This window comes from Fibrobacter sp. UWOV1 (assembly GCF_900142495.1).
Classification (GTDB): Bacteria; Fibrobacterota; Fibrobacteria; order Fibrobacterales; family Fibrobacteraceae; genus Fibrobacter.
Genome location: NZ_FRBA01000002.1, coordinates 425,540 through 450,436, shown reverse-complemented (window position 1 = coordinate 450,436; position 24,897 = coordinate 425,540). Strand labels below are relative to the sequence as shown.

Annotated in this window: 15 protein-coding genes; 5 read left to right on the top strand and 10 right to left on the bottom strand. The window is 50.8% G+C overall.

Going from position 1 to position 24,897, the window contains the following annotated elements; all coding sequences use genetic code 11:
- Positions 1-187: 187 nt before the first annotated feature.
- On the bottom strand, positions 188-604 hold the full coding sequence (locus BUC02_RS05525) for a hypothetical protein (protein ID WP_139261028.1): 417 nt from the start codon (positions 602-604) through the stop codon (positions 188-190).
- A 127-nt stretch (positions 605-731) separates the two neighbouring features.
- Here BUC02_RS05525 and BUC02_RS05520 point away from each other — a divergent pair, with 127 nt between their 5' ends.
- Positions 732-1,031 (top strand): hypothetical protein, encoded by a 300-nt coding sequence (locus BUC02_RS05520; protein WP_073319689.1) that lies wholly within the window; start codon positions 732-734, stop codon positions 1,029-1,031.
- Between the two features lie 52 nt (positions 1,032-1,083).
- Here BUC02_RS05520 and BUC02_RS05515 read toward each other — a convergent pair whose 3' ends face one another.
- Entirely contained in the window at positions 1,084-1,737 is a 654-nt protein-coding gene (locus tag BUC02_RS05515; RefSeq protein WP_175549808.1) for an SIMPL domain-containing protein, read from the bottom strand.
- Positions 1,738-1,949: 212 nt separating this feature from the next.
- Between BUC02_RS05515 and BUC02_RS05510 the strand changes: the two genes are divergently transcribed.
- Positions 1,950-2,759, top strand: a complete 810-nt coding sequence (locus BUC02_RS05510) for a KilA-N domain-containing protein (protein ID WP_072798892.1) — start codon at positions 1,950-1,952, stop codon at positions 2,757-2,759.
- 58 nt (positions 2,760-2,817) lie between these two features.
- On the opposite strand, the gene BUC02_RS05505 is transcribed toward BUC02_RS05510, so the two are convergent.
- The 4 genes from BUC02_RS05505 to BUC02_RS05485 form a co-directional block, all read right to left on the bottom strand.
- Positions 2,818-5,640 (bottom strand): T9SS type A sorting domain-containing protein, encoded by a 2,823-nt coding sequence (locus tag BUC02_RS05505; RefSeq protein ID WP_254794113.1) that lies wholly within the window; start codon positions 5,638-5,640, stop codon positions 2,818-2,820.
- A gap of 150 nt (positions 5,641-5,790) precedes the next feature.
- On the bottom strand, positions 5,791-8,697 hold the full coding sequence (locus BUC02_RS05495) for a rhamnogalacturonan lyase family protein (protein WP_371340958.1): 2,907 nt from the start codon (positions 8,695-8,697) through the stop codon (positions 5,791-5,793).
- Between the two features lie 166 nt (positions 8,698-8,863).
- A complete protein-coding gene (locus BUC02_RS05490; RefSeq protein WP_073319683.1) occupies positions 8,864-11,773 on the bottom strand; it encodes a glycoside hydrolase family 43 protein in 2,910 nt (969 codons plus the stop codon).
- Between the two features lie 454 nt (positions 11,774-12,227).
- On the bottom strand, positions 12,228-13,364 hold the full coding sequence (locus BUC02_RS05485; RefSeq protein WP_073319680.1) for a beta propeller repeat protein: 1,137 nt from the start codon (positions 13,362-13,364) through the stop codon (positions 12,228-12,230).
- Positions 13,365-13,627: 263 nt separating this feature from the next.
- Between BUC02_RS05485 and BUC02_RS05480 the strand changes: the two genes are divergently transcribed.
- Positions 13,628-14,836 carry a hypothetical protein gene (locus tag BUC02_RS05480; RefSeq protein WP_139261027.1) on the top strand — a complete coding sequence of 403 codons (1,209 nt, stop codon included), beginning with the start codon at positions 13,628-13,630 and terminating at the stop codon, positions 14,834-14,836.
- A gap of 165 nt (positions 14,837-15,001) precedes the next feature.
- On the top strand, positions 15,002-16,525 hold the full coding sequence (locus BUC02_RS05475) for a CotH kinase family protein (protein ID WP_083564404.1): 1,524 nt from the start codon (positions 15,002-15,004) through the stop codon (positions 16,523-16,525).
- A gap of 116 nt (positions 16,526-16,641) precedes the next feature.
- Here the strand turns inward: BUC02_RS05475 and BUC02_RS05470 are convergent, their stop codons facing one another.
- The 4 genes from BUC02_RS05470 to BUC02_RS05455 all read right to left on the bottom strand — a co-directional run bounded on the left by BUC02_RS05470 (position 16,642) and on the right by BUC02_RS05455 (position 23,859).
- Positions 16,642-19,035 carry a DUF4859 domain-containing protein gene (locus tag BUC02_RS05470; protein WP_073319671.1) on the bottom strand — a complete coding sequence of 798 codons (2,394 nt, stop codon included), beginning with the start codon at positions 19,033-19,035 and terminating at the stop codon, positions 16,642-16,644.
- Positions 19,036-19,142: 107 nt separating this feature from the next.
- Positions 19,143-20,654, bottom strand: a complete 1,512-nt coding sequence (locus BUC02_RS05465; protein ID WP_083564403.1) for a pectate lyase family protein — start codon at positions 20,652-20,654, stop codon at positions 19,143-19,145.
- Positions 20,655-20,669: 15 nt separating this feature from the next.
- Positions 20,670-22,055 (bottom strand): right-handed parallel beta-helix repeat-containing protein, encoded by a 1,386-nt coding sequence (locus BUC02_RS05460; protein ID WP_073319665.1) that lies wholly within the window; start codon positions 22,053-22,055, stop codon positions 20,670-20,672.
- 175 nt (positions 22,056-22,230) lie between these two features.
- On the bottom strand, positions 22,231-23,859 hold the full coding sequence (locus tag BUC02_RS05455) for a LamG-like jellyroll fold domain-containing protein (RefSeq protein WP_073319662.1): 1,629 nt from the start codon (positions 23,857-23,859) through the stop codon (positions 22,231-22,233).
- 129 nt (positions 23,860-23,988) lie between these two features.
- On the opposite strand from BUC02_RS05455, the gene BUC02_RS05450 reads away from it, so the two are divergent.
- Positions 23,989-24,837: a TIGR02147 family protein gene (locus BUC02_RS05450; RefSeq protein ID WP_073319660.1), complete on the top strand. Its 849-nt coding sequence runs from the start codon at positions 23,989-23,991 to the stop codon at positions 24,835-24,837.
- Positions 24,838-24,897: the final 60 nt, after the last annotated feature.

The window sequence follows — 24,897 nt, the reverse complement described above, 5'->3', positions numbered from 1 at the left end:
TGATATTCGAAATGAAATGACAGACCAAAGATTTCTAGGAACGCTAAGCAATTCCTTTTTTTTCTCAAAGCAATATGCCAAAGAGCCCATGTACCAAACTAGGGAAGCCCTACTGCTATAGAAACTTTCAAATCTATTAATGTATCGTTTGTCCATATAGACCTACCTTGTTTAGTATTCATCAATGTTAGTATTTTTCCGTTTTTTCTTTGCGTCTTTCATTCCGCATGAGCATAATGACCATAAACAATAAGAAGAAACAGTAGCAAAAGAAAAAGAGCGTTCCAAAGTTTTTATCGAATTTACAGTCGAAAATCGAATTGATGGCGATAGATATTATTATAGCCTCTGCAAATGCACCTAGCGAAGCCGCCAACAAACCAGCAAACATGTCTGTAAAAATATCAGAGAAGAAACGGAGAACATAAGATATTCCGACAAACACAAAGATTGAGACTCCCATATACACGCAATCGAAATCAAGGCAGAAATTTTCTACAAACAGCACAGCAATAAGCAGGACTGCCGCCACTATGGCTATAATTCTGCTCTTTTGACTTGCCCGCATCGGCAATTTAAGATTTATGATGTTCCGATCCGACATAAGACACCCTTACTGCAATAATAGGAAAGAACGCAAATTCAGTAATATACTAATCCAAATACCAGACTGTTTCAACATTGACTTTCTATAAAAAAAGTGGTATATTAGGGAGGAAAGGTGTTATTTTATGAAACTCATCAGTACAGATTTCTCTAATTTGGGAGAAAAGACCATATACGATTTTGGCGATGACGAAGCCATTGATGAACTTTTGAAGGAGCATAAATCGACTAGAGAACATATTACACGCGATTTTTTCGACACCGCAGATTCGATGGTGCGCTTTAATTGGATGCGTGATTTAGCTAGTATGCTACTGCATGTAGACCCGAATGCGAAAAAATTTTTCAAAGCAGTCGAAAAAGAACTTGACAAATACTTCAAGCATCGCGACAAAATGTTTGCAAAAGGCATCATCATAGATTGAATATTGTTGCCTTATTGATTTTATCAACAATAAAATCAATCCTCTATTTTGTCTAATCCAAATACCAGACTGTTTCAACAGTATCTCCTGCTTCAATATCATCAGGGGTATAATCAACAGATTGCGAGCCGGAACTTTCTGCTAAATCAGCCACCATGTTATAATCTTCCCGACCAACATAAACGTCAATGCTACGTCTGGAGTAATCGACACTTACGATACCGCCTAGTTTATGTCCGAGCGTCATGGCGATCACCTCGGCTTTTTCGCGGGCATCCTTGACTGCCGATTCGAGAATTTGAAGCTTGACATCGTGAGAATCTTTCCTGATAAAAGATATGTTCACTTCGAGTTCAGGCCACGCGGCTCCCAAAGTCGACATAACCTTTGATGTAAGAACACTATCCAAAGGCAACTCAATAGAGAGACTTTGATTCAAATGATATTCGACAAGCCACCGGACTTCCTTGCTAATCCATTCCCGATGTTTACTTATCGAGAAATCTGATGTCTTAAGAGATTCCTTCGGAATATTCAGCTTTTCAAGAGCATCCCTCAAACCTTTGTTACCTAGGGAGGCCTCGTTATATGCCTTTTCATAGGAATCGTGCTTGGAATCTATAGAAAAAGTGAGTCTCGTGGTGTCCGGAGAGATTTTGACAAAGCCCGTCCCCATAACTCTAATAGTTTTCTGATTCTGTTCCATAATAGCCTCCATTTGGTTATACCACAAATATATATTCATAAACTGTCATAAAATGACAATTTATATTTTTTCAAATCTAGTTTCAAAAAAAACGAAAATCTCTTGACATTCACCCCTTGTGGAGTTATATTTATTAGTGCACAAACGTTCTAGTGCCCAAAATTTCAAACACGACGGTTTTACGCTTGTCCGTAGTAAAAAAGGAGTAAAAGATGAAACGAATAAACGTCATGAACCGTGAAATCAAAACAATGCTCGTTAACGGCGTCGATTATGTCTGCATTACTGATATTGCTCGGCAAAAGAATCCTGTGGAGCCTAAGGATGTTGTGAAAAATTGGATGAGGTCAAAAAATACAATAGAATACTTAGGTTTATGGGAAATGTTGAACAATCCCGACTTCAAAGGGGTCGAATTCGACCCCTTTTTAAAAGAAGCTGGTAGCCATTCGTTCACTATGAGCCCTTCTCGATGGATTGAAGAAACTGGTGCAATTGGACTCATTTCTAAAAATGGTGTTAACGGCGGGACATTCGCACAATATGATATCGCCGTCAAATTTGCAAGTTGGGTTTCTGTCGAATTCGAATTGTACTTGGTTAAGGAGTTCCAACGCCTCAAGGCTGCGGAACAAGCTCAATTAGGATGGTCACTACGTCGTGAACTCTCAAAAATCAACTACCATATCCATACGGACGCCATCAAGCAGAATTTGATTCCGGCAACACTTACAAAGCAACAGATGAGCATGGTTTACGCAAACGAAGCCGATGTTCTAAATGTTGCTTTATTCGGATTTACGGCTAAGGAATGGCGCGATGCACACGCCGATTTGCAGGGCAATGTCCGCGACTATGCGACGGTAAACCAGCTCATATGCCTTTCGAACATGGAATCGTTGAATTCCGTACTGATTAAGGAAGGCTTGCCGCAGCCAGAACGATTGCAAAAGCTGAACCAGATTGCGATTTCGCAGATGACAGTACTGGAATCTATCGGAGAGAACAAGCTTTTGAAATAAGAAAGCCTAGGCTCGTTTGAGCCTAGACTTTGAGGGGATACGGTATTTCTTTTGTAGTTTACTTGCGCATGACCTTGATGGTCTTGTTCAGACGGGATCCGTCGTGGGCCATTCCGCGGACGTTCACTATATAGACGCCCCTGCCGAAGGGTTGCAAATCCACCGAAGCGGTTCCGTCTGCGGTCAGCACATTCTTGCTGAGCATCGGGTTTCTGCCGCTCAGGTCGGTTACGCGGATTTGCGCATTTGCGGGAATGCCGTAGAGGCGCACGATGTTATCCGCAACGGTGTAGTGGAAAATTTTCACAGGAGAGAACGTCGCAATCGAAGTCGTCGAAGAATCCGTTGCCGTAGAATCGCCCGCGACAACAGATGTCGTGTCGTTTTCGTCTTGTCCGTCCTGCGAAGCGTTCACGGCAAGTCCCTGCGTCACGCCGATGTAGCGGCTAAAGGTGTCGCCCGCATTGTCCTTGAGCGTAAACTGCACGTAGTCCGCACCTGCAAAGTTTTCGGCGAGTTTCACAGTCAACCTGGAACCGTTCACGGTCGCCGTCACGCCGCTCGGGGCCGACACGGTGTAGGTTCCGCCGTCGTAACCGCGGGTAAACTGCGAAAGGTCTATCACCTGGGTTTCGCCCTTCGCGAAGGTGTAGTGCGCGCGGGCCATCCATTCCAGGTAGCGTTCCAGTTCCGTCCAGCCATCGCCCAGGCGGTCCCTGTTCGCTTCGCTAAAGTCACCGCTCTTCGACTTCGGATTGTATCCGTACATATTTTCCCACCAGTCAGGGAGCCCGTCCAAATCGCTGTCGTAGTCGTCGGCCCGGATTTCGCTCGGGTAAGGTTCCCAGCCCTTGATGTTCGCCGTATCCTTCACGTCGGTTTCGCGGTCGGGAATGCCCGCCATGCCGCCCACGGAACCCTTCATGCTGTAGGTTCCGTTCTTGGTCTCGTTTATCACGCGGGTGTCGTGATTGTCAAGTACCGGCATGCGCTGGCCCACATCGCTCAGCACATCCTTGTAGGCGGCCTTCGCGCTCTGGACAGTCGCATACGAGGCAAAGAAGGGCTTGCTGTTCCAGGGTTCCCAATCCAGCACCTGCCCGCCGGAAAGCGAATACTCGCGACCGCAATTGTCGTTGGTGCCGTCGCAGGTGAACTTGCCGCCCGCGGCCTCGAGAATATTGTTGTGGTAGTAATACGCCTGCGAGCCCTTGCCCGTACCTTCGAACTGCGCACGCAATGTATAGCCGTGCAAGGTAGTGGCGGCGCCCTCCTTGTAGTAATTGCCCACGAAGTTCACCTCGTGCGCACCGCCATCGGTCACGCGGCTCACCCAGTTATAGACAACGTTGTTGAATATGTCAAGACGACCCGCGTAATAGCCGTTCCCGTCGAGGCCACCGCCCAGGCTCCAGTTGCGGCCCGCATTGTGCGCAAGCAGGTTGTGGTGGAAACTGCCGATATCGCCGCCAATAGTCGCCGCATACCCGTGCCCCGTCCCGACAGGGTAATTCTGGTGGTCCGCAATGTTCAGCGCCTCCGAAATCAGCGTGCGCTGCAGCGTAAGGTTCTTGCCGCCTCGGCTACTGAAGGCTTCGTCAATCGTCCAGCTGATGCTCGCATGATCCAGTATGCTGTGGTCGCCACCGGTGAGCCCCATGCCGTCGTAGGTGGCGCCGTAGCCCAGGCGCACGCGCATGAAGCGGATAACCATATCCTTGCCCGTGAACCCGATGGGGGCGCTCTTGATGGTAATACCCTTGCCGGGAGCCGTCTGCCCCGCAATCGTCACGTAATCCTGATTGCAGACCAGGCGCGATTTCAGCTGGATCATTCCCGACACCTTGAACACGATGGTACGCGGGCCAATTTCTGCCGTGCACGCCTCGCGCAAGGAGCCTGCACCGTCATCGTTCAGGTTCGTCACGTACACCACCTTGCCGCCACGCCCGCCGACCGCATTGCGGCCGTAACCTTCGGCACCTTCGAACGCAACGCGGCCCGGCTTGAACGACCAGACATTCCCTGCCGTGACCATTCCGTTCGCATCGACCTCATCTACGCGCCAGTAGTATGTCTGGAGCGGAGTCGTACCGCTCACCTTATACGAACTGCCGGATTGTTCGCCCTTGTAAACCGCAGTGCTCGAGGGCGTTGCCGCAAGCACAGCCGCCGAATCCGTCCCGAAATAGACGCGATGCTTTACGGCCGACTTCGCCGCCGTCCACGAAAGTGTCAAGGCTCCGTTTTCGTGCGGTGCGTGATAATCCAGAGCCGCAGGCGAAGGCCCTGTCGCCTGTGCCGCCGCATTGGGCACGTTCAGCTCAAAGCCGTTCAGGGTAACCGTTCCCGTATTCAGCTTTATCGCAGTCGAGGCGCCCGTCCCGCCCACATTAAAAGTCACGTAGGCAATCGCCGCCTCGCCTGTCGAGAGCGCACGATTCGTGGGCTTGACCGACGCCTGCTTCGAGTTGTTCACATAGACATCGATGCTGTTGCTTGCCGCCGTCCCATCGACATTGTTCAGGTACAAAAGGAGGCTGTGCGTCCCTGCCGCAAGATTTGAGAAGGTGAGCGTAATCGCCCCACCGCCTTCGACCATCACGCCGTCGCACACAAGGCGCGCATAGCTCGGGGATTGCACCCCGGCCTTGTACCAGTTGGCCTTGAGGTTCGCGCTTCCGGCGATATTCACCTTCACGCCCGAAAGCGTCGTATCTTTCGAAGCGACACCCGAAACCACCCAGGGCACGTAATTCGGTTCCGTAACCTCGCTCGAATTGCGGCCGCTCATGTCAAAATCGACCTTGATGACGGGCGATGCGGCAAAGGCAAGCGCCGCCGAGAGGCCCAATACGCGAATAGAGTTCAAACATCCCATACATAACTCCTTTCTGCCCACAAAAATACCCTCGGATTTGCTCCGGGGGTAGGGTAAAAGAAATTTCCAGTTGTCCGCGGACTACGGCGGGCACCTGCGGTGCAAAAAAACGCCCCGGCTTCCGCCGGGACGTATCGTTTAGTTAGGAAACTACCGTTCTACTCTTACCTGCACCGCATTCTGCATCGTGCGACCATTGAACTTGACACGGACCATGTAGACGCCCTCGGGGAGAGTCCTGATTTCGCGGGACAAGTCAGACGCTCCTGCCGGAACATTTCTTGCAAGGCGCGCCACCTGGTGGCCAGTCATGTCAAAGAAATCCACCTGGGCATACCCCGATTCGCGGGCAATCAGCGTACCATCTGCAAGATTCAGGTGTATTCCGGCAGCAACGCGAATGTTACCTGCAAAGTCGTCTTCTGCGGTGTAATCGCCACGGGTAAGTCCCGTCGTTCCCGAAGAGTCTCCCGCGACTTCAGCGCTCAAGGTGTCTATCGCCGAGAGTTGCGTTGAATCCTCAAAAAGCACCACGCCTTCGACATCAAAACCGATCTGATCGATGTTCGGTGCACCCGCCTCTTCCAGCGATTTCAGATAAAGCACATTCAACCCCTTCTGGAGCGAAACGCCCACCGAGACGCTATCCCAGGTATCCCAATCGGCAGTGGGCTTGAACGTCAGCGAACCGACCAGGTCTTCATTCATCTTCACCATAATGCGACGCGTATCCGTTTTGCCGTGGGCGTAGCGCAGCACCATCGTTGCATTCTTGTATTCCTTCGGCGAAACCAGGTGGTAAATGCCGTAGCTATCGAGACTGTTTTCGAAATCGTAGAATCCCGTGCCGCGGAAATTCTCGTGGTTGTCGGCAAAGGCTCCCTTTGCATCGGTCGGTACCGCCGCCTCGATATCGCTCCGAACCATAAGAGGAGCAGGCCCCGATTCCACGACACTCAGGATGGTGAATTTTCCGTTGCGAGTCGCTTCGCCAAAGTCAGCATTCCCTCCTTTCGTCGTAATCGTATAGGTAAACTCGCCCTCGACAACGGGAGTCCCGCTAAAATAGAGCGATGATGTCGTCGCATTCCACACGGCCGTCACGCCTGCCGGGAGCCCGTCAACATTCGCCCCGTCCGCATGCTGGATCGCGAAGGTGAACGGGACAATCGAATCACCCTTCACAATCACCTGGCTTGAACTACCTGCGCCCTGCTTGACAATCGCGGCCGCCTTCGGCGTGTTATCGCCTATCAGCACGATGTCCGGCTTCGGGAACTTGCCCTTGTTGCCATGCAGCCAAAAACCCAGATGCGGCGGCTGGTTGTAGGCGGTATTCTGCCAGCTCATGCCATTGCGATAAACCGGGTCGTGCGCAAGCGTGTACATGCGATGTTCGGTAGGCGTGGTCGTCGTGTAAATGTAAAGCTTGGAGGCTCCATCGTGCAAGATGACTTCCTCGCGCCAGTCGCCCAGAATGTCACCGCTGAAATTCGGTGTCGCCTTGGTGGTATTGCAACTGTTGCCCTGCATCTGGAAAAGCGTATTGCTCTGTTGCTTTGCGTGGTCCCACTTGCTGATGGTCGTATTGTCCAACAATTCGTCAAGCAGGTCACCATCCCAGTAGATACGGAAGTTGTAGGCGGGACGCTTGTCGGCCTTCCAGATTTTTCCCTTAGCCGTATAGGTGTTCCAGTTTGCAGCAGACCAAAGCTCATGTCCGCGGCTGTTGGAATCAACATCGCCCGCGACACCGCGCCCGTTATCGCCCGAACTGGTTTCGTAGAAAAGCACCTTGCCAGTACGTGCGTCGTGCAAGTTGTAGCCGTAGGGCTTTTCCTCGTGGACCTGCCAAACCTCGAGGCCGTCGTTATCGGGGTCCAAATCGCCAAAGTGGATTGCATCACCGTGACCGTAACCTACACGGTACATGAACTTGCCATCGTGATCGATAGCGCAGTTACCCTGCATTATTTCATCAAATCCGTCGCCATCCACGTCACCCGCCGAAAGGTTATGGTTTCCCTGCCCGTAGCATTCCTTGCCGCTCGTCGCCGAATTGTGGTACCAGCGCTGCGTCAGCGATTTTCCGTCCCAGTCGTAGGCCGTGAGCGCCATGCGCGTGTAATAGCCACGCTGGAAAACCATGCTCGGTTTCTTGCCATCGAGATAGGCATTTGTCGCAAGGAAGCGGTCGACGCGGTTCCCGTAACTGTCGCCCCAGTTCTTTACCGTACCGCGCCCTGGATTATAGGCGACGGTCGCCATTTCAAGTCCCGTTTCGCCGTTGAAAACCGTGAGGTATTCGTCACCGGTCAGAATGTATCCACTCGAATTGCGGTAATCGCTGGTATGTGCCGCATTGGCCGCTGCGCCCTTGCTCAGGTACTTTCCGCTGGCATCCTTCGTTCCCGGCGCTGTCTTTACGGCAAGTTCCGCCTTGCCGTCGCCATCGTAGTCACCCACGAGCATCTGCGTGTAGTGCGCCCCCGCACGGATGTTTACGCCCAGATCGATGCGCCATAGTTTTTTGCCGCTCATCTTGTAACAGTCAATGATGACGTTGCCCGTCTTTCCCTTCTGGGAATTGTCCTTGGAATTGCTCGGATCCCACTTGAGAACCAACTCGAACTCGCCATCACCATCCACATCGCCCACGGCAATATCATTGGGACTGTAGGTGTAGTCGCTACCGCCTGCAGGCCTGTCCAGGTTCACTGTCAAGAACTGCTCGCCCCACACGGGTACGGCATCGTCAGATGCAAGTTCCTTGCCGTTTATGACAGCCTTTACGGAATACCTGCTCGAGGTTGTCCCTTTCGCGTCGGTATAGTTGCTCGCCTGTGTCCCGCTGAGGCTCGCGATTTTCTCGCCATCGCGGTACAGGTTAAAGCCCGTTTCGGAGCCCTCGGTTCCAAGGACGCGCCAGCTGAGGAACACGCCCCCGCCAGTCTTAACCGCCACAAGCCCGCGGTTCAGCCATTCCATCTGGCGAGCCGCCTGCGACATGCCCACTCCAAGCGCGAGCGAAAGCCCAAACATCCACAACTTTTTCATCATCCAATCCTTTCTTTGAATTACAGGCCCCCGCACCACCGGGAACCTGCACCTATAATATATCTCCGGCACTCCAAATAGTACCTTCACCACCACACTTCCGGTTGTCCATAGACAACGGAGACAAAGGAGACAAGTTTCTTCGTGGGCACCTGCGGTGCTTTTGTTACTTCGCAAAAACGGGCTGTCGGGCCTTGCGCAAACGCATTTCCTTTACCCGCGGGCTGTCCGCAGTTCCCAGAAGGCGACCGCGCACATCGTAAACCTTCGCGCCACGCATATCCTGCAGGCTGCGTCCCGTTTCAACGCCATTGCGAACCGCAAACGACGTGGTCAAAGAATCAGGATCTTCCACCTGGATTTGCGTGCTGTCGCCCGCCACGCTATTCACGGAAACCGAAAGCAGGTCGACTACGCTCTTCTCGCAGGTAAACCCGAGCGACATCTCGGCAGTCGATGCGCCCCTGTTTACCGCCTTGTAGTGATACGCCTTGCCATCTTGCGCCGTGATGCGGGCCGAGTAGGTAACGACATCCTTTTCGCGCGAGACATCCATCACCACTTCGGCGTTGCGCATGATGCCAGCGAAATCGTCCCAGTTCCAGTCGAAATCGTAATCGAACGTCCCCGCGTTATCCATCGCAAAGGCATCGGCACGCAACAGCGTCGTCGCCCCGCCGGCAGTCGCACGCACAATGTAATTGTCCCAGTTGTTCACCTTGTTCGCATCAGCAAGCCCGTAAACCGGCTTGTTCCCGTAATTCATAAAGCGGAATGTTGCGCTAAAGTCGCCCGAGACCTTGTATTCAGCCGTCTTCTGCGCATTGAACGCTACATTGTATTCGCCACCGTCGTTTATCGTACCCGCCACGATGCGATTTTCAAGTGCTCCGTAGGCAACGCGGCTCAACTCGAGCGACGCCGCGTCGGCACCGAGCAAGATTTCGTAATCGCCAACCGGTGTCCCCGTAGCCGTAACCGCATACACTAGCGAGTCGGATCCATCCTTCGCCGCACCGCGCAAGAACGCATACACATTTATCAGGTAGCCGTCCTTTTCTGCACGCAGGCGGACTTTTGCACCGTCGTACATCTTCTTGAAGGCATCCCAGTTTTCACCCCAGGCATTCCAGTAGTGCACCGTATTTTCGCCACCGAACGTTTCCACGGAATAGCCGTCGGCACGCAGGTACCACATGTCGCCACCGTTCCTAAAGACGAGCACCCAGTTGTTCCAGTTTTCGGCTCCGCTCTTTACCTTGTTCCTGAATTCAAATTCCGCGATAAAGTTTCCGCTTACCTTCACGGACTCAAATTCGTCATAGGCATCCCATGCCGTGCTAAAGTCTTTTTTCCCAACGACCTTCACGCTGTCGCCGTAATAGCGGGCATCCTGCAGCACTTCGGTTTTCGGCACACGGTAACCCCAGAAGGCACGGTTCCCCGCCTTGTTCATCGCCGAGAACGTAAGCGTCCGCTTGCTCATATCGTTCTGCAACTGGTCAAGCACCACGCCCTCGTAGACAGTTCCACCCAGAGTGAGCGTCACGTAGCTCCGGCCCTTCGCATAGTCGTAATCCCAGGTTCCCGTGTAGGCGCCTGTCACCGTACCGTCGGCATTGAGCTGCATGTTCTGTTCCTGGTTCACCGCCACGGAATCTTCCCAGGTCTGCGGGTTGTTCCTGGGCGGGTTATGCATAATCACCTTGTATGGGCCCGCGATATCGCTGCGGTCGAGCGCACGCGCCGGTAGCCCGTAACCCTCGTGATACTCGAAAGGTGCCGCCACAATCCAGCCCATCCTGTTAAAGAACAGCTGGTGAGTCTCGACATTGTGCCAACCCGTATGGTTGTTGAACTTGCGGTGATAAACCAGGTACATGCCGCCATCGTCGTCGCGCAATAGCGAATTGTGCCCATCCGCAATTTCGGCCCGGTCTTCGGCCCAGAAACTCCAGCGGTAATTCGCGATAATCGGGAATCCGCGGTCGGTATTGCCCCAATAGTTCAGGATAAACTTTTCAAAAATCGCAGGAGTTCCATCCACATCGACATAGGGCCCCTTCACGTCCTTGCTGCGGAACACGCGCATGGTGTAGCCGCCCTCGGGCGAATAGAACCCGTAACTCACGAACAGATAGTAGTAGCCATTGCCATCCGCATCCTTGAAATACTGGATGTACGAACCCTCGCCACTCACATAATAACCGCCACCCACGTGGATGCCCATGTAAGGGTCCTCGAGCATCGAAGTCCCGCTCCACTTGGCTGCGCCGTTGTTCCCGTACTTGTACGAATAGTCCCTGAGACCGGTAGACTCATCGAGCTTGACCAGGAAAAGCCCGCCGCTCCACGAACCGTACAGGAGCCACAGGTTTCCGTCCTCGTCGTAGAACACGTTCGGGTCGATGCAGCTGGAACCATAGCCGCCATCCCACTTGCCCAAATTAGTGACACCGTTGTTTGCGATATAGTAACGCTCGTCGATTGTCGAAGAACCGGTCACCTTCGCGTAGTCGGCATTGGCGGCAGAACCCGCCGTCTGCTTGTCCATCCCGCCGTAGACGACCGCACCCTTGTACTCGTACGGCCCCTCGATCTTGTCGGATGTCAGGAGCACAATGGAACTTTTCCAGTCCTCGCCCGCCATCGAAAAGTACAGGCACCACTTTTTCAGCTTCTTGTTCCACACGATATCGGGCGCCCACAGGTTCCCCTTGGCGGTCGCGGAATTCGTATGTTCCGCATAGTCGGCTTCCGCCTTGAACACGCTGTAGTAATCGTCCTTGGCCTCGTTGCCAGTGACATACACCGTGCCGTCCCTCGAAAGCTGCGGCGTAAACGGGGTCCAGTCCAGCATATCGCGGGAATATGCCGCCCCGTTCATGGTCCCGAATATGTAATAATACTTCGTCCGCGACTTGGCCGCATCGTTTTCAGGATACGAATTCCCGCCCGCGTCCTTATAGACCACAATGACGGAAGGATCGTGAACGGCGACCGAGGCCGCAAATGCGGCAACAGCCGCGAGAGATAAGGCGACACACGCCGCCCTGAATGTTTCCAATACACCCATACCACACTCCTTTCCAGAGAATATATAAAAAATCTACACTTTTTGCAATTAAAAGTCAATAGTTTTACAATATTTTAGAATAATATGATGAGATTTTAACAACGTTTTGCATAAAAAAAGTCCACATTATTAAAAACAAGAAGCCGAGCTCAAGGCCCGGCTTGTGTAAAAGGTGATCCCGCAACGAGTGCGGGATGACAATGTCAGTTAGAGATTGCCGCGACGCTCTCAGCCGCGAAGACTCCCTACCCAAACGTCATCCAGCCTATCGCTAACGTGGAGGCATTGATCTTCATCAAGCCCGATGTCAAAAACCAAAACATCATTGTGGGCGATTTCACCTACTTTGCCGACAAGGACTTTGAGCAGCACGAGTTTCGGTGGCAAAAAAGGGGAAAAAAGAGGGAAAGTAGAGGTCTATGCCTCCAATCTCCCTAGAGGGCCCTCTTCTCTGTTAAGGTTCCTTCTGGAAAACGGCATAATAGTTTTCACCATAAATGGACGCCACATATTGTCCATTGCCATAGACAACCCGCAGAATATCCCTATAGGCGACCTTGTCTTGCTGTACCCAGTCCTGACCATTCTCAGAAACAAGTAAATACGAAGTTGAACCGGCCATCATCCCGCCGCCATAGGCAAGAAAGATTCCGCCATCAAAGATAACGCCCTCGTAGAAAATAGACGACGCATTGCCATTTTCAAGCCTCGTCGGATTCCACTCAAGACCATCCCTCGACCACTGCAATGCATCGCGTCCACTATAGGTGCCCCTTACATAAACGCCATTACCAAAAGCAATCTGATATCCGTTAAGAGTACCACTCGTACTTGTAGAATCCCATGTAGTACCATCATCCGAATACATAATTACACCACTTGCACCCGACATTCTATAGCCGGGTTCGCCCCAAGCCACATTGTTTCCACATGCAGATCCACCATTACGCAGTTTCATCTCGTGCCATGTTTCCAAGTCGGACGTCACATAACAAGGTACGTTGCCAGTCACAAAGACTTTGTTGTTCGACGCATGGAAATTGGCCCTTGTCAGTATAGCATCGTCCATAAATTCCGCAGGGAGCCCAACCAAAGGAATCGAGTCCCATTGAGCGCCATCTTCCGAGCTGAAAAAGAAGGTTGTCTCCTCATCTGTATGAAGCAAATAATAAAAGCGACCATTCCATGTAAAAGCCGATTTTATATTGTCAGATCGATTACACCTTAGCGTATCCGTTTTTTCCCATGTAGCCATATCATCTTTGGATACGAAGAAAACGTAATAACGATCATATATTGGCAGTCCATTCTCTTTCGTCCCTACCCTTTTTGTTTCAAAGCGACCCATTACCCACTTTCCGTCATTATACAAGGGAGGCGCAAGATTGCTAATAATCGCATTAAAATCTGGGTTATATTCCCTGCCCGACAATTTAGGAGGAGCTACATATTCCAAGGTATCCAAAGAAGAACTACTTTCGCCCTCATACGACGAAGACAAAATATCGTTCTCTGCGCTAGTGTCAACAGAACTATCATCACAGGCGACAAAAAGAAGCGTCATCACGAATAATACAAGAATATTTACCATAATAACTTACCCCCGTATTGCAGTTCACAAAATATATATTTATTTTTCACATTATGACATACAATCTTCTCTTTTGCATTGCAATTACTCTATTTTCATTAGCATCATTTGTCGCATGTAGCGACAAACCTTCCTTGCCAAGCAATCAAGAAGAGCAAATCGATTTCCAACCCAAATGGTGGGAACTTCAAGACCAAACTAGATATATGTTCCAAAGCGGATCCTTAGTATCCTTCACCAAGGATAGCGATACCGGATTAAGAATGTTCTTTCGCGACATTCACACCTGGACAGGTGATGCGCAAAATATACTGGACACGACCTTCACACTCAATGATTTCCGGTACATCCTGTTGGACTACACTATCTCGGATACAAGCTCCTGCACTGTAGACAAAATGAAACTGTACATGGACGGAGAACCCATCGCCTTCGACTTAGACTCTACCCAAGATTTCCCCCAAAAACATTTCCGAAATACATTCGACTTCCCTGATTTTATCAACGACCATATTTTCAAGATCCATTTTGACTCAGAAGAATGTCGCAATATCCAAATGACCTTCAATGTCACCATGAGTAAAGAACCCGGCACCTGTTGGATGGCTTCGGACATTCAATCAAATCCAGAATACAAAGATTCTTTCTACAAAGGCGATCTCATTATCGGATTGCAGCCAATACTTTGGTACACTTTTGGCGAATTTCTAATTCCCGACACCACATACTCCCATTGCATCCTGGTAAAAGCAGGAATGCCTCCAGATACACTCCGGCTTCCACTCCAATTTACAGAGCCTTCAGGCCACGACATTCCCGAAGCATACCTCAGTTACCACAATAGCGAAGAACTTTCCAATTTTTTGGGAACAGATTCTATAGCCCAGCTTTCCTGCGCCCTTTTCTATCAAAAATGGCACATCCCTTCCGCACCCAAAAACACAAATCATTATACTTTCTCTAGAACTTTGAGTTTCTCCCCGAAAAAGACCACACTCCCTGAACGAGAAATCGTAAAACAGGACAGCGTCAAGTTCCAAGTCATCTCGAGCAAGAATTACGGGTTCGGCTATTTCATAGCGAAGTACAAATTGAAGGGGAACGACACCCTCTACTATCAAAAAGTCAATTCAGACAACAAAAGCCAAGACCAAGATATACAAACGTTCTCTATTTCACCAAATGATACGATTACAGCGCTCATTGACACCGTGAGCATTCTTATGGTCAGAGATGGCGATGCAGAATCATACCCCATCTATAAAGACTTGATCTATTTGAAATACTACGTTCCCGCACCGTCCAATGGAACACGCCTCCCCATTGACAGCACCGGCATCATCACGGAGACGTTCAACCGTCTGGCAGAAACGCTTGTCAAGGACACAACCATAAGGTCCTACATGATACTCAACACAATTATCGAAAGCCCAGTCATTGAAACTATTCCAGATGAAGCTATAGATGAATAAGCCTGGTCGCGTGGTATAACCTAAAGCCATATAAAAATCCCCGGCCACCTCGGCTGGGGATTTTGGATTGGACCGCACAACCCATTACACAGCTTTTACACGAAAACTCAACGGCACCTTGCCCAAAACCTTCTTTTTCGCTATATTGCGTAGCGAGGTGTAAAAATGGGACATGTTTGTAGACTGGCGAAAGGTGGGCTGTTTCTGGTTTTACTATCAATCTGCGCCTGCGGAGATTCCGTTTCCGAAGCACCAACCGGTACCGAAGTCGCAGCCACCGAAAGAACCACAAGCATTACGCCCGTCGATTTTCCGAACAGTTCATTTTTTAACAGTTCATCTTCTCTTTGGGCACCGCAAAGTTCTTCATCGTCTCAGGTGCAGCAAGGCTTTTCTTCGCCTCAAATGCAGCCGACATCGTCTTCACTATGGAATTCGCAGACATCGTCTTCTTCCGTCAAAAACATCCACCTGCCGAACAACGGCATTCCCTACGTGCGAATCATCGCCACCGACAGTATCGACACGGAGTACGTCGCCTGCACTATCGAGATTGCAGGTAACGGTCAATACGAGGACATCACACCGGCAGGTGCAAGAATTCGCCAGCGCGGCAACTCCACAAGGCTCTGGTACGACAAGAAGCCGTACCGCATCAAGCTTGACAACAAGACAAGCATTCTCGGGCTCCCCGCCAACAAGGACTGGGTGCTGCTCGCCAACTACCGCGACCAGAGCAAGTTCATGAACGCCATCGCGTTCGACATGGCACGCTATATGGGCAGTTTCCCGTTCGTGAACGCGAATCGCTTCGTGGAGGTCGAAATCAACGGGGATTACATGGGCATGTACCAGTTGACCGAACAGATCGAGAGGGCCACAAGCCGCGTAGACATCGACACAAGCGGCCTGCTGCTCAGCCTCGACATGGATGACGGCCCGGAACTTTCCCCCGACGCAGGCAACAACTTCTACAGCAAGGTATACGGGATGCCCGTCGCCGTAAAATACCCGAAAAACATTTCCGCAGAACGGCTCGAAACCATCGCTACCGACTTCGCCACCCTGGAACAGGCAATCGTAAGCGCCGATTACGACAACGTGCAGAAACTGATGGACATGGAAAGTTTCATCGACTTCATCCTGCTACAGGAAATCACGCGCAACGTGGAACTGGAAGCACCGCGAAGCATGCACCTCTACCGGGACGATACCGGGAAATACCACATGGGGCCCGTCTGGGATTTTGACGGAGGTTTCGGCTACGGCTGGGACGAGGATACCAAGGAGTACTTCACGAGCCAAAGCTGGATTCTCGGGACAGGCAACCCATCAAAAAGCCCCTACAACTGCACAGCAGAAAGCAAGAACGACTGGGGAATGTGCAACGGCACAAACACGCGCTTCAACAATTACGACGGCAGGGCGGTTCCAGGTTTCTTCACTAACATGTTCGCGAACGGCACGTTCCTCGCCGCATACAGGGCGCGCTGGGAATCGCACAAAAATGGAATTCTCGCAGATGCCTTCGCAAAGCTCGACGCCTACGTTTCGCAGACCGCAATCGCTCTCGAAAACGACGCTACCCGCTGGCCGCCAATCCGCCGGTACGATACCGAAATCCAGACGCTAAAAAAATGGCTCGCCGAGCGAGCCGATAATTACAGCAGCGTGCTGATGCAATACTAGCCCCCTCCATGTAACATTCACCCCAAAAAGATTATATTAAAATTTCCTATGATCTGACACAAAAGCCTCCGGCGAAACTGCCGGAGGATCTTTGGTGTGAATAGCAGAGGAGCAAGCTATCTGGTAATATTGATCGGTCGTGCCTCGCGGTAGCTGCCGGTCGTCACCTTCACGATATAGGTCGCCATAGGCAAGCCATTCATATCAAACGCAAACGTATGCGCACCGGCATTCTGCACGCCAACCATTTCTTGGGCTATTAGAGCGCCAAAGCCCGTAAACAGGCTGATTTTTACATTGTCACGCAGCGGAAGCGTGTAACGCACCTCGATCTGGCCGCGACGAAGCGCAAGGTCGATATGAGTCGAAAGTCCCTCGAGTCCATACATCAACGCCGCTGTCGCCTCGCCACTCCCCTTTTCGTTGGTGATAGTCACATTTACCTTGAACAGCACCGACTTTCCGTTGTACGAAAGCCCCTGCGTAAAGCTGTACTTTTCGCCGTCCTTCACGCTGTTCGGATAATGTCCGACGGCAAGCGTCCCCTTCGACAAGTCGGCTTCGCTGAACACGTAGGCGGACTCACCCCATTCCACCACCTTGCCGTCTTTACCGAACCAGTGTCCCGGAGCGGTGGCGGTGCTGTTGGTCACCACTTTGCCGTCGCTTTCCTGGGCAAAGAAGGTCGCCTGGGAAAGAGTCGCCGCAGTAAGTCCAAGCTTTTGCGCGATTTCATTTACATCAAATTTTGCCGCAACCGTCGCATAATTGTCGTCAATCGGCAGCGTCACCGTGATGGTGTAAGTCGTGGCACCGTCCAAGACAACCTTTTCGGAACTGCTGGATGCCGGCACGCTGCTAGAACTTGCTGGTGCGACAGAGCTGCTCGAAGCTACAGAGCTACTGGACGCAACCGGGGTTTCGCCGATTTCGGGCCACTTGTAATCAAGCTTGAAGTCGTTGTAATACTTGACGTTTGCTGCACCCGCGCCACTTACGCCCGTTTCCAGTTTCAACTTATAATCGTAATGCAGCTTGCGAATTCCCGTATTGCCGGTGTACTGGTAATCGGTATTCACGATGACCGCGAAAACCATCTGCGTGCCATTCGTCGAAGAAGGCGTCTTGTCCAAGCGAAGCGTCGCAGAGCCCTCGCCCGTAATGGGTTCACTGTACACAGGTGTACCGTCAGTTGCGCGGTAGCACAGCAAGAAGTTCATGTTCTTGTTATTGGAATTTGTGCCGTTCGGGTAAAAACTCACCGTCACTTCCTTTGCGCCGTTTTGCACCTTCAGCGGAACCACGTTCGAGCCAGACCAACCCGGAGTTGTTTCCTGATTCGGTACAAGGTAACCGTTGCTTTCCGTTACCGTCTGGTAAGGCGTCATGGTCCAGGTGTAGCTTTTCCTGTTATTGTCCCACATGTCCTGTTCCCAGTAGGTGTCGCTTCCAAAATGCTGGTTCAGCAAATTCTTGATTTCGCCGGACCATTTTTTCATGTCAAGCATCGCAAGCCTTGCGCGGAATTCGGTAATGAGCCTGCGCACGCCCGCATCGCCAAGGCCCTTGTCGAGGCCGTAGGTTTCAAGCAGGTATTTGGTCTTGCCGTAAGCGTTTCCGTAAATCCAGCGAACCGCACCCGTTCCAATCCATGTGCCGATAAACGTCGGGAAAATGTTACTATACTGCGAGCCGCCCAGCAGGTAACGCTGATTCTTGCCGGTCACACCACCGCCATCGGCACCGCCGCCGGGGCCACCGAAAGTACCGTCGATGAGCCAGCCCGAATAGCATTCGATCGGCATAAACGGCGCAATGACCGTTGCCGCATTCAAAAATCCCATACCGCTGTATACACCATCGCGGTGGCTGAACATATCCTGCTGAATCCAGGTGTTACCCGCTTCCTGAAACCAGTGCGCATCCTTTGCGCCAGGGTAACCGTTCGTCATCGAGTGGATTCCCTCGTGAATCATCGCATCCATCTGCGCCACACGATCGCGGTAGGGGCAACTCGTGTTAAAACTGTAGAGCGGATAGAACGAAGCCGCCACCGCCGTGTAGCCCGCCACCCATGTCTGCCAACCACCCGTGGTATCGTCCTTCGCACCACCGGCACATGTCCCCGAGCCGTAGTAATAAACGGCACTGTACTGGCCTTCTTGCGCCTGGGCATCCGGCGCCCAGCCCATCTCATTGTACAGATACTCGAAGTCAGTATCGTACTTCTTGAGGATCGAATCAATCGTCACGTCGGTAATGCGGCTGTCGCGATCCTTGCCCCAGTAGAACGCCCACCATTTACCGGCCTTCTTTCCGGTAACGCCCGAACAATTGTTATTGAACTTGGTCGGCGGCTGAATGTCGCCCAGATTAGACTTCGTGTCGTAATCCAGGTCGCTGCGGTAACCGGGCCATGTGTAAGCATCACCCGACGCAGCGTATGTGTGAACACCTAGGGCAGCCGACAAAACGGCGCCCGGAATCAATCCCAAACAATTTTTTTGCATAACACACTCCAACTTTTATGCTGACATAAAAAATACTCCCTAGCAAGCTAAGGAGTGTCGAAAACTTTGTTTACGTGTTGTCTACAGACAACGATTGCTCCACTACCTTAAAGACGAGAGCATTTTCTTCGGGACTGGAATATTAATGTTTGGTGAAGCCCTCGCACAATGTAGTGGCCTTGCGGGAGGCTAGACTTCAATTGTTCCCATTCGCTGTAAAAGCCCTGCTTGATCAGTTTTCCTGTCAAGGAGAAAATTTGCACCTTGGTCATAGGCGAAATGGTGAACTCGACATCGGTTGCAATCAACCGCGTTGTGTTTTCGGAGCTACTTGAAGAATTCGTAACGCTACTAGAACTCACTTCGGCGACAGAACTTGAGCTAACAATCACCGGGTCGATTTTCGTTCCTTTTTCATATTCGCTGATATCAATTTTACCAATGCCAGAATAATTTGTCACCAAGCCCTTCACATCGCCTACGGGATCTGCACTATAGCTGTAGACGCTCTTGGGATTGAAAGTTCCCTTAGGGATTTCCGTATCGTAAGTGACCCATGCGGTATCCTTGGAAGTAAGCGAAGTACCGGGATTTACGGAAATCTTCATTTTTTTGCTGTTACAGCCACTACTCTGGAAGTTGGCGCAGCCTTCGTAATAGTTTCCAACAATGGTTGCCACGCCATCATCGCCAGCGAAAATCGCCTTGCTGAGGCCCGCATAGTGATTATTTTCAAAGTAGTCGTCAGAACCATAGCGAACATTCGGGCCGTTGCCTGTTCCCTGACCGAGAACATAGTTGTTATAAAGGTGAATTTTAGTATGGCGCATCATGGGAGTACGCGCATCCAGGTCCTTATAAAAGTTATGGTGGATAGTTATTTCATGACGAAGACTATCTCCGTTGCTATTGCCAATGAGGCTTCCCTTATGATGGTTGTGGAAATAATTCCAGCTAAAAGTCGCATTGTAAATGTTGTTCTTGGCATCCAGCAGACCATCGTAGCGGTCCTTGTTGCTGGTGTAGGCATTATAGAATTCGCAGTGATCGATCCAAATGTTATGGCTTCCCTGCTTATTCTTGTCAGCCCAGTTAGTGGCAGCAGAGTCCGCAGAAATCGCGATGCAGTCCGGGTCATTGAGGACAACTTCTGCCCCATTGCGGAAAGCGATCACCTTGTTTTCGTCGGTCTTGCTAATGGGAACATCGCTCATGGTGAACTTGATGTTACGAATGATGATGTTATGTTTATTCTGAATCATCAGGCCCACTCGATTAAGAAACGCCGATTCGCCTTTACCGATGATCGTCTTGTTATTGCCGACCAAGACCAATTCGCCATAAGTCGTTGCCGTACCCGAAGAGGCCACATGGCCATTTTCATCGATAAACGTCTTGATACCGGTATTGATTTCACCCTTCACGATAATGACGTAAGGAGTTTCCAAATCTTCGGCGTACTGCTTAAATTCTGCAAAGTTGGAGACTTCCACAACCTTGCCCCCGTTACCGCCGGTAGTGCCCCCTTCCAAAGTGGCATACCCCACCATATCGAAGTTAGGGGTAGCCGCAAAGAGCCCCACATTCATCAAGAGAATTGCCAAATATTTTGCTTTCATTTTTCCTCCTCTTTATTAAAACCAACTGACGCTCCAACGGAAAGGTTCCGCGGATTTTACCGAACGCCCCAATGCATTGAACCTCGGAGCAACTTTACGCCTGTCAGCAGGGGCCACCCTGCGGCGAATAACAGTCGTTGCAGCACTGCTAGAAGACACTTCCGAAGAACTGGATTCTGCTGCAATTTCGCCATATTCGTAAGGTCCAAGATCCGGTGCCGAGCCAACATAATCAAAGCCAATTTCCGTCCCCTTGTCAATCAAGACGCTCCCTTTTTTCAGGCGGAACAACTTTGTGTACGGGAGCAGTCCATCCGCATTTCGGGCAATCGTCGCAAGGCTTGTGTCCAACGACTCAAAGTCATCGTCACTCACAGTCACCGAAATGTTCCAGGAATTCGTTTTCTGTTCGCTAGACGAACCAAAAGAGTCGGCATTTTTGCCCTTATAAGAGATATTGTTCCGCAGGTGATGCTTTTGCCCAGCATTCAGCGCCCCACCCATTCCATAATTGGCGGCACCACTGCTTCCGTTGCGGTAAGCAAGGCTCTGTTCCACCGTAATGCCACCCGTATTGTTGTTCTGGTCAAAGCCCTTTACCGGATTGTCAAACGCAATACAACGCGTGCAACGGTGATTCGCTTGGGCTTTATTGCCGCCCATCTTAAAGCCATTACCGTTTCCATCAAAGAGCTCGGCCGCATAGCCAAAAACATTGACCCCATTCCGGAACGCCCAGGAATCATAGACAATGACACTGTCGGGTGAATCAAAAAAGTCAAAACCGTCGTCGGAATTTTCCCAAGCACGGCAGTTGATGAACACATTTCCTGCTCCCTGAGTCTGCTTGCTCGCAAAGCCGTCAGCCATGCCGCCCTTTTTCTTGGGGTCATAATTACGGTACGCATCTACGTTGACCACCAGCGTATGATTCCCGCCCTTGTTAATTTCCAAACCGGAATTGCGGTTTTCGAAAAACGACATGTTGTAGAACTTGTTGTACGACCCTGTCACATAGGCTCCCTGATATCCCGCACGGGTAATGGCGAGACCGTGAAGTTCGTAATAACTGCCGGTCATGCTCAGCCCCACGCCCTTGTCGACATAGGTGAGTTCCGGGAACTGGAAGTCTATCACGGCAGTCGCATGGCCCGCCGCATAGAACACAATGGGCTTGTCCGCCATTCCTGACTTAGAAAGTGTAATCGTATTCGCCTGCCCCTCTGTATAGGGCACCTGGTATGTTCCCGCTTCAAAAAAGACGGTATCTCCGGCGGAGGCCTTAGTCATGGCCGAAATAAAATCGTCGCCAGGCTTTACATGGGTATTCCCGGCAAGCGCCAAAACGGCAAAAGCTGCCGTCAAAATTTCCACCAAGCGGATATTCTTCAAATAATTCATCCCAAGTACATCCTTTGATATTCCGACAAACATTCATTCCCGTTCTCAAAAATGTTCTCAAAATATCAAAACAGAATATAAGTTATTCTTTTCGTAAAGTCAATAGATACAGCGATTTTTTTTGTAAAAATGTTCTCATTTTTACAAAAAAAAAACAATTATTTATGGATTACGCCTAGCGGGCCGAAAGGGCTGGCCAGTAATTTTCGGGACGCTGGTTCAGGTAGGTAAGGCGTGTCCAGTCTTCATCGCGGAAACAGCTACCGAGCATGAGTTCGTCAATCGTACCGGTAAAGCCGCCGACTTCAAAGTCTGCGATATCACGGACGCCCGTCCAAGCGATTTGTTCCGGCTCCGTTTCTATCTTACGGTCGTTCACGTAGAAATTGGACTGCGATATCGTATGGCGGCTAAAGGCGACATACACCCACTCGCCCGCCTTGATATCTGACATTCCCGACAACCAAGCATATTTCACAGAATCGGAACTTGAATCGGGAACCCAGAGGTCAACCACAAAGCCCTTCTCCGGATCATAGCGCAACGCATATTCCTTGGACTTTTCAAAGAAGGTCTGTTTTTCTTCGAGATTGTCAAGTTTTACCCACACCGAGAAGCAGAAATACCCGCTTCCGTCATAATTCAAGTTCACCTTGCGCGAGGAATCAGCCGCACTCGAATTCTCTGCAACAATAACATCGCCTTCATCAAGCTTTGCACCCTTGCCCACAACACCGTCGGCAGGCACAACCCCTGTCGGCAGTCCCGCGAAGTAGCCCTTTTCCGCACCATCGCCCACAGGTTCAAGGCCGCTATCGAAATGCCACACCAGCGAATAGCTGCGGTTTGTCGGGAACACATCCTTCGCATATGCGGGGTCCATGGTGTTGTCAAAATGGAGTTCCAGCGAATCGGAAACATTCAGCGAATCGACACTCACCCAGAACACGGCTTCCTTGGCAGAAGCGTCAAAGTAGGTTTGCGCAATAGGGAGCTTCTTGCTGCGGTTTCCGTCCTTTGAAATGCGCACGGCCTCCCAACGGCCGTTCACCACCTCCGCAGAATCGAAAGCAATTTCTTTTTCCGTCAAGCGGATGGCCAGCGGGAAATCGCTCACGACGGTACCGAGCGAATCGATTCCTTCGGGGAGTGCGAGCGGAACCTTGAAGGTGTATGTCACCGAATCACCCCAAACAGTCGTTTCTTCAGGCTTTACGGAAACATCCTTAAATCCAAACGGACTCATGCCATCCATGTAAACAACAAGTTCAAAAGTATCCGCAGGGAGGCTATCGACCACGATTTTCCCGTTCTGCACGGAGACACTTCTGCGAATAGTCGTCCCAATGACAATCGCCTCGCCGCTTTGGTTTTCGCGGAAAGCGCCCGATACGAGAAGTTTGACCGTACCCGGACCTTGCAAGGTGTCATTTACAGCAAGGGGCTCGTCCTCTTCGGCATTCAGGTTCTGCAGCAGGAGCATCTGGCCAGATTCCTGGTGGAAAGCCTCGAGAGAAAAATTACCCGACGGAATGGAGTCAAATTCATAGTTTCCGTTTTCATCCGTTTCGGTTTCGAACGCGGAAGGCAGAACCTGTTCGGCCTCGCTTGCGGCAATGATGTTGTAGTTGCCCGGCACGCACTGAACCTTAGCATATGCGGCCGGCTTGCCGTCGTTCAACATCAAGACACCCGCGAGTTCCGGGGAACCCGTTTCAGCACTATTGCCCGCCACTTGGCTGTTCGAAGAACAACCCACAAAAAGGGCAACGAAACCCGCTAAAAAGTATTTCAAAGTATCCATCACCACTAATATAAATATAGTTTCGCTAAAAAGGAAAACAAATATTCCCTATTATAACGCGTTGTTTCTAGACAACGGGAATATTGCACTATCACCCCTCTTCGCAACCATTTTTCTTACATTTAAGGCATGGGCGAAAAGAAACCGACAAAAAGAATCTTCGAATACCTGGATTACCGGGAATTTTTGAAAGATTACTACAACGCAAAGAAAGAGGCGAACCCCGCCTTTTCGCTTCGCGTGTTTTCGGACAAGATCGGTTTCAAGGCCAAGGACTTTATTAGCCGCGTCATGAACGGCGACAAAAACCTTTCGAGCCAAAGCATTCCCAAAGTGGCTTCGGGGCTTCGCCTCGGCAAGCACGAAACCGAATTTTTCGTAGCGCTTGTCAAGTTCAACCAGGCCGAAACAACCGACGAACGCAACGTCGCCTTCGAACAAATGCAGGCCGTGCTCAAAGTCGTACGATTCGCCGAGAAGCAGCATTTGCTCGGGCATGCACAGTACATGGTGTATTCCGACTGGCGACATCTCACAATCCGTAGCCTGATTGGCATGTTCGGTTTTGACGGCAACTACGAGGCGCTCGCCAAGCAAGTTCGTCCGAACATCACTGTCGAACAGGCAAAACAGTCCGTAAAGCTACTCGAAGAATGTCAACTCATCAAGAAAGATGAATCGGGCAAGTACGTGCTGACCGAAAGCGCCATTACCACTGGCGATCGCACCTCGAAACTCGCACTCCGCGGCTATCACCAGAATTGCCTAAAGCTCGCTGCAGATTCCATTGACCGCGACGCTCCTGGCACGCGCCATGTTTCGGGCCTTACGCTTGGAATCAGCCAAGAAGGCTACGAACGCATTGTAGAGCGAATCAACGCCTTCCGTAAAGAAATCGCGCTCCTCGCCGAAGAAGACGAAGGGAGCGATAAAGTTTTCCAACTGGAATTTGCCCTATTCCCCGTCGGCGGGAAATAATTTTCCATAATTTTTATACAAAAACGCCCCGACATTCGTCGGGACGCCTTGTTTGGTATT

What these genes read in the sequence shown, in the direction of transcription:
- BUC02_RS05495 (WP_371340958.1), bottom strand. Translation starts at nt 8,697, where the DNA reads ATGAAAAAGTTGTGGATGTTTGGGCTTTCGCTCGCGCTTGGAGTGGGC.
- BUC02_RS05460 (WP_073319665.1), bottom strand. Translation starts at nt 22,055, where the DNA reads ATGAATTATTTGAAGAATATCCGCTTGGTGGAAATTTTGACGGCAGCT.
- BUC02_RS05465 (WP_083564403.1), bottom strand. Translation starts at nt 20,654, where the DNA reads ATGAAAGCAAAATATTTGGCAATTCTCTTGATGAATGTGGGGCTCTTT.
- BUC02_RS05485 (WP_073319680.1), bottom strand. Translation starts at nt 13,364, where the DNA reads ATGGTAAATATTCTTGTATTATTCGTGATGACGCTTCTTTTTGTCGCC.
- BUC02_RS05520 (WP_073319689.1), top strand. Translation starts at nt 732, where the DNA reads ATGAAACTCATCAGTACAGATTTCTCTAATTTGGGAGAAAAGACCATA.
- BUC02_RS05525 (WP_139261028.1), bottom strand. Translation starts at nt 604, where the DNA reads ATGTCGGATCGGAACATCATAAATCTTAAATTGCCGATGCGGGCAAGT.
- BUC02_RS05510 (WP_072798892.1), top strand. Translation starts at nt 1,950, where the DNA reads ATGAAACGAATAAACGTCATGAACCGTGAAATCAAAACAATGCTCGTT.
- BUC02_RS05490 (WP_073319683.1), bottom strand. Translation starts at nt 11,773, where the DNA reads ATGGGTGTATTGGAAACATTCAGGGCGGCGTGTGTCGCCTTATCTCTC.
- BUC02_RS05475 (WP_083564404.1), top strand. Translation starts at nt 15,002, where the DNA reads ATGGGACATGTTTGTAGACTGGCGAAAGGTGGGCTGTTTCTGGTTTTA.
- BUC02_RS05480 (WP_139261027.1), top strand. Translation starts at nt 13,628, where the DNA reads ATGTTCTTTCGCGACATTCACACCTGGACAGGTGATGCGCAAAATATA.
- BUC02_RS05455 (WP_073319662.1), bottom strand. Translation starts at nt 23,859, where the DNA reads ATGGATACTTTGAAATACTTTTTAGCGGGTTTCGTTGCCCTTTTTGTG.
- BUC02_RS05515 (WP_175549808.1), bottom strand. Translation starts at nt 1,737, where the DNA reads ATGGAACAGAATCAGAAAACTATTAGAGTTATGGGGACGGGCTTTGTC.
- BUC02_RS05470 (WP_073319671.1), bottom strand. Translation starts at nt 19,035, where the DNA reads ATGCAAAAAAATTGTTTGGGATTGATTCCGGGCGCCGTTTTGTCGGCT.
- BUC02_RS05450 (WP_073319660.1), top strand. Translation starts at nt 23,989, where the DNA reads ATGGGCGAAAAGAAACCGACAAAAAGAATCTTCGAATACCTGGATTAC.
- BUC02_RS05505 (WP_254794113.1), bottom strand. Translation starts at nt 5,640, where the DNA reads ATGGGATGTTTGAACTCTATTCGCGTATTGGGCCTCTCGGCGGCGCTT.